Genomic DNA, 5,570 nt, shown 5'->3' with positions numbered 1-5,570 from the left:
GTTTCGTCCTTGCCGGTTCCTCGTTCGCGGGCGCGCCCGACGGCAATCTGCCCGGTATCGGCACCTTCCAGTACAGCGGCTCGCCGGTCATCGCCCCGGCGCCGCAGCCGATCGTGGTCGCCGCGCGCTTCTGATCGCCAACAAGAAAATCAGCCGGCAAAGGCCATCATGTTCCTTCGTTTCTGCGCCGCAGTGTTCATTTCCCTCGTGACCATCACGTCCGTACAGGCGCAGGTGCGCGCGCCCTCCAGGATCCCCGACCCTCGCGGCGAATTCGTTCGTCAGTGCGCGCCCCGCATGCAGGGTCGCTGGGAACATCCGGAGGAAGTTTGCGGCTGCCTGCATGACCATGCCGCCGCCGTCGTCGAGGACCGCGATCTGCGCGAGGCGCTGTTGCGGGGCATCAGCGAAACCGGCGTGCCGACGATCGAGACCGATTGGGTGCCGACGTCCAAGCAGGGCGAGATCGGCCCGACCTTCACCAAGATCGCCAAGCCCACCTTGCAGTGCATGTTCGATCCGGCGAAGTAGCCTCTCAGGTCATCATTTCGTTTTTGGACCGTGCCGCGGCACGCAGGAACTCGTGCGCGAGATGCCCTTGTCGGTCATCTTCGCGCCGCGCACCTCCTTGACCTGTCCGGCCGGGCAGGTTCCGTCATCCACCAGCACACGCTGGCCCAATTTGAGATCCACGACGTCCTGCTCGCGCCCGACGGTGCCTGCGCGTGCCGTTGAGGCGAGCGCGATGGCGATCAGGAGCGAGAGGCAGGCTGCGCGGCGGAGTGACATGATGAGGGCTCCCGGAATCGATGCCGCAATGTAGGGATCGGTCGGCGATTCTGATAGCGAAGCTTCGTCACGCTCGCCGCGCCGATCTGCCGTTCACGCGCAACGCCGCACGCGATTCCCGCGCGAGCCGCTCCGCGGACGCCACGAGCTTCGGAATTGCGTGCCCCGAAAATCCGAGCACGAAGCCGGGCAGGGGGCGTGCGCGCGAATATGTGTCGGCCAACAGCCAGCCTTCTGCGCCGGCCGCCTGCTTCGCCTCTGCCGCGACCGACAGATCGACCGACGGATCGAACCTTGCGACAAGATGCAGGCCCTGCGACGGCACCGGCACGGACAGCACACCGTCGGATCTGGCCTCCAGCGTCTCGGCCAGCGCGTCGCGTGCCTCGCGATAGAGCTTTCGCACCCGCTTCAGGTTTGCGGCAAAGGCGCCGGAGTTGAGCATGTCGGCCACCGCGCCTTCCATCAGAGTCCCGGGAAAGCGGTCGAGCGCCGCGCGCGCGGTGGTCACGTCGGCGATCAGGCGCTCGGGCAGGGCGCAATAGCCGATGCGCAGGCCCGGAAACAGCGTCTTGGCAAACGTGCCCAAGTAGATCACGCGCTGGAGGCGATCGATGCCGGCAAGCGACATCAGCGGCGCGCCGTCATAACGGAACTCGCTGTCGTAATCGTCCTCGAGGACGAAGGCGCCGGCCTGCCTGGCCCAGTCGAGCAGCTCGAGCCGCCGCGGCATCGACATCTGCACGCCCAGTGGAAACTGGTGCGACGGCGTCACATAGGCCGCGCGCGCGGACGGCGCCGCCGTGCGGCCCTTGGCGATACGCATCCCGTGCTCGTCGACGGGCACGGCCACGGTGCGATAGCCGCAATGTGCGATGGTCTTGCGTGCGGTGGGATATCCCGGGTCCTCGCACCAGACCTGGTCACCCGCCTTCAGGATCGCGCTTAGCACGATGCGCAGCGCGTGCAGCGTGCCTGACGTCAGCATGATCTGGTCGGGGTCGCAGCGCAGGCCGCGCGCCGACAGCAGATGATCGGCAATCGCCGCACGCAGTTCGCGGCTGCCGCGCGGATCGCCATAGTGCAGATGCTCGGCCCCGAACGCGCGCATGCGCCGGCCGACGAAGGCGCGGAAGCGCTGCACCGCGCGCTCGTCGATATGGGTGCAGCCAAGCGTGAACGCGCCTTGCTGCGGCGCTTCGACCGTCGCCTTCGGCTTCTTCGGCTCGGCCGCGTGTGACGGGATGCGAGCGGCGACGAAGGTGCCGGAGCCGACGGTGGCTTCGGCAAAGCCGTCGGCGGTCAGGCGTTCATAGGCGGCGACGACGGCGTTGCGGCGGAAGCCCGTTTGCCGCGCCAGCGTCCGCGAGGGCGGCAGCGGCTCGCCGGGCTTGACGAGGCCTGAGACGATCATCTCGCACAGTGCCTGGTACAGCCGGTGCGCCGCGGACGYGCCGGCCGTGATGTGCGCCCCGGTGAGGTCGAGCGGCAATTCGGCCTTGGCGGGCGAGGGAGAATTGGTCGGAATTTTTTGCATGGAATTGGCACTATCGCAGACCAAATCGGCCGCTACAACTGCTCTGGAATTGTTCCAATGCGCAACAGGAGCGGCCGTGAGCCAGACCGAGACTTCAAATTCCTATCCGACGTCAGCGCGAAATCAGGTGAAGCGCCGTCACGACCGCGGCTTCTACGATCACGACACGGTTCATCGCATCCTGGATTCCTCGATGCTCTGCCACGTCTCCTACGCGATCGACGGGCAGCCCTATTGCACGCCGACCTTCTTCTGGCGCGAGGGGACGAAGCTCTACTGGCACGGCTCGAGCGCCAGCCGCATGCTGCGCAACCAGACCAGGGGCGAGCGCGTCTGCCTCACCGTCGCCCACCTCGACAGCCTCGTGCTGGCGCGCTGCGGCTTCAACCACTCCGCCGATTATCGCGCGGTGATGGCGTTCGGCACGGCCTATCTCGTCACCGACCCCGAGGAGAAGGAGCGGGCAGTGATCGCCATGGTCGACCGCTTTTTCCCGGACCGCACCGCGAGCCTGCGGGCGAGCAACACGCAGGAGATCAAGGCGACCTCCTTCATTGCCATGGAGATCGAGGAGGCCTCGGCCAAGATCCGCGCCAAGGGCGTTGCCGACGACGACGAGGATTATGCGTTGTCGATCTACGCCGAGCGCATTCCCGTGCGCACCGTGCTCGGCGCGCCGGAGCCGTGCCCGCGCCTGCTCGACGGCGTGACGCGCCCCGCTACGCTCAATGGCTATTCGGAAGGCCGCCTGCTCGAAGATGCATTGCGGGATGCTTATTTTGTGGAGTACCCGAACGGCTGAAATCGGCTAGCTTGCGCGCTCCTTGGGACCATTCGAATGCCTGGAGTTGCCTGATGAATGCCGAAACGCAGCAGAGGATTCTTGACGCCGTCGATGCCAGCTTCGAAGCCCAGCTTGCGACCACCCGCGATTTCGTCGCGATCCCCTCGACCCGCGGGGCCGAGGGGCCGTGCCAGGACATGATCGGCGACCTCCTGCGCGCGCGCGGCTACGAGGTCGACGACTGGCACATCAATGTCGACGATTTGAAGGATCTGCGCGGCTTCGGTCCGATCGAGCATGATTTCTCCAGGGCGCGCTCGGTGGTGGGCACCTACCGTCCGCAAACCAATGGCGGCAAATCGCTGATCCTGCAGGGCCACTGCGACGTGGTGCCGGCAGGCCCGCTGGAATTGTGGGACACGCCGCCATTCTCGCCCGTCATCAAGGACGGCAAGATGTTCGGCCGCGGTGCCTGCGACATGAAGTCGGGCACGATCGGCGCACTCTATGCGCTGGATGCGATCAAGGCCGCGGGCCTCAAGCCGACGGGGCGGATTCACTTCCAGTCCGTCATCGAGGAGGAGAGCACCGGCGTCGGCGCGCTCTCGACGCTCCAGCGCGGCTATCGCGCGGACGCCTGCTTCATTCCGGAGCCGACCGGCGGCAAGATGGTGCGCTCGCAGGTCGGCGTGATCTGGTTTCGCCTGCGCGTGAAGGGCCATCCGACCCATGTCGCGTTCGCCGGCTCCGGCTCCAATGCGATCATGGCGGCCTATCATCTCGTCCATGCCCTGCAAAAGCTCGAGATCGAATGGAACGAGCGGGCAAAGGCCGATCGCCATTTTGGGACGATCAACCATCCCATCAACTTCAACCCCGGCATCATCAAGGGCGGCGATTGGGCCTCCAGCGTGCCGGCCTGGTGCGACGTCGACTGCCGCATCGCGATCCTGCCGGGCTGGTCGGTGGCCGATCACCAGAAGGAGATCTTGGCCTGCGTCACTGCTGCCTCGCGCAATCACCGCTTCCTGGCCAACAACCCGCCGGAGGTCGAATGGTCGGGCTTCCTGTCGGAAGGCTATGAGCTGACCGACGCGGCAGCGCCCGAGGCCGCATTCGGCAAGGCCTTCAACAAGGTCTATGGCGGCGCCGTCGAGGACCTCGTCTTCACCGCGCTCACCGACACCCGCTTCTACGGCCTCAATCACGGCATCCCGAGCCTCTGCTTCGGCGCCAGCGGCGGCGAGATGCACGGCTTCAACGAATATGTCGATCTGGACTCGCTGAAGAAGACAACCAAGGCCATGGCGCTGTTCATCGCGGAGTGGTGCGGGGTGGAGAAGGCGTAGGTCTCTCGACCGTCGTTGCGAGGAGCTCTTGCGATGAAGCAATCCAGACTGCCCCCGCGGAAAGATTCTGGATTGCTTCGCTGCGCTCGCAATGACGGCGTGTGCTGCCAGACCCTCATCCTGAGGAGCGCGGAACGCGCGTCTCGAAGGATGAAGGTCCCGCCGGTGGCATCGCCCTTCGAGACGCCGCTGCGCGGTTCCTCAAGGTGAGGGGAAATATCGTGCCGGCCCGCTGCCCAATCCACCGGCTCCGCCAAATACTTTAAGCTTAAAATAAAGACTAGGATGCGGCCGTTCCTGGTGGCAGACTGGCGGCCGCCTTGAGTCCGCCGAGGGAGTAACGATGCGCGATTGGGATGACGCTTACGCCAATTCGGCCCATATCCCGGGCTCGGACAAGATGCCGGCGCAGTGGGCGGAGCGGGCGGCGGCCTACCGCGCCGGGTTGAATGATTTTCGCGCCGACATCGCCTATGGCAACGGTGAACGCCAGCGCTTCGACCTGGTCCTGCCCGACGGCGACAGCAAGGGGCTCGTCGTCTTCGTCCATGGCGGCTACTGGATGCGCTTCGACAAGTCGACCTGGACCGATCTTGCCGAAGGCGCGCGGCACCATGGCTGGGCCGTGGCGCTGCCGAGCTACACGCTGACGCCGGCTGCGCGCATCTCCGACATCACCGCCGAAATCACCGCCGCGATCGCGAAAGCGGCCTCGCTTGTCGCAGGTCCGATCCACCTCGCCGGCCACTCGGCCGGCGGCCATCTCGTCMCGCGCATGCTGTGCGATGACAGCCGGCTGGAGCCCGCCGTCTACAGCCGCATTGCCGGCACGCTCTCGATCAGCGGCCTGCACGACCTGCGTCCGCTGCTCAAGACCAAGATGAACGAGACGCTGGGCATGACCATGGAGGAAGCGACGCTCGAAAGCGCGGCGCTGCATGTGCCGCGTGGGAATTCGCCCGTGACCGCCTGGGTCGGCGGCGGCGAGCGGCCCGAATTCATCCGCCAGTCCGACCTGATGGCCAATGTCTGGACCGGCTTCGACGTGCCGACGCGCCTCGTCGTCGAGCCGGCGCTGAACCATTTCACCGTGATCGACGGGCTCAAGGAT

Annotated in this window: 6 protein-coding genes; 4 read left to right on the top strand and 2 right to left on the bottom strand. The window is 66.0% G+C overall.

All coding sequences use genetic code 11. The features are described from left to right. Positions 1-168: 168 nt before the first annotated feature. Positions 169-531, top strand: a complete 363-nt coding sequence (locus tag AC1D00_RS24270) for a hypothetical protein (RefSeq protein WP_135173488.1) — start codon at positions 169-171, stop codon at positions 529-531. Positions 532-543: 12 nt separating this feature from the next. On the opposite strand, the gene AC1D00_RS24265 is transcribed toward AC1D00_RS24270, so the two are convergent. After that, complete coding sequence (locus tag AC1D00_RS24265) at positions 544-789, bottom strand: DUF6719 family protein (protein ID WP_404555790.1); 246 nt, start codon at positions 787-789, stop codon at positions 544-546. A gap of 67 nt (positions 790-856) precedes the next feature. Then, positions 857-2,326, bottom strand: a complete 1,470-nt coding sequence (gene pdxR / locus AC1D00_RS24260; protein ID WP_477012390.1) for a MocR-like pyridoxine biosynthesis transcription factor PdxR — start codon at positions 2,324-2,326, stop codon at positions 857-859. Between the two features lie 76 nt (positions 2,327-2,402). On the opposite strand from pdxR, the gene AC1D00_RS24255 reads away from it, so the two are divergent. The 3 genes from AC1D00_RS24255 to AC1D00_RS24245 form a co-directional block, all read left to right on the top strand. Next, on the top strand, positions 2,403-3,128 hold the full coding sequence (locus tag AC1D00_RS24255) for a pyridoxamine 5'-phosphate oxidase family protein (RefSeq protein WP_477012389.1): 726 nt from the start codon (positions 2,403-2,405) through the stop codon (positions 3,126-3,128). Between the two features lie 53 nt (positions 3,129-3,181). After that, positions 3,182-4,459: an ArgE/DapE family deacylase gene (locus tag AC1D00_RS24250; protein WP_477012388.1), complete on the top strand. Its 1,278-nt coding sequence runs from the start codon at positions 3,182-3,184 to the stop codon at positions 4,457-4,459. 343 nt (positions 4,460-4,802) lie between these two features. Then, the coding region (locus AC1D00_RS24245) for an alpha/beta hydrolase (protein WP_477012387.1) at positions 4,803-5,570 on the top strand (768 nt) is incomplete at its 3' end.

It is taken from the genome of Bradyrhizobium sp. P2_E8, assembly GCF_056403875.1.
This window is presented reverse-complemented; position numbering and strand designations above follow the sequence as displayed.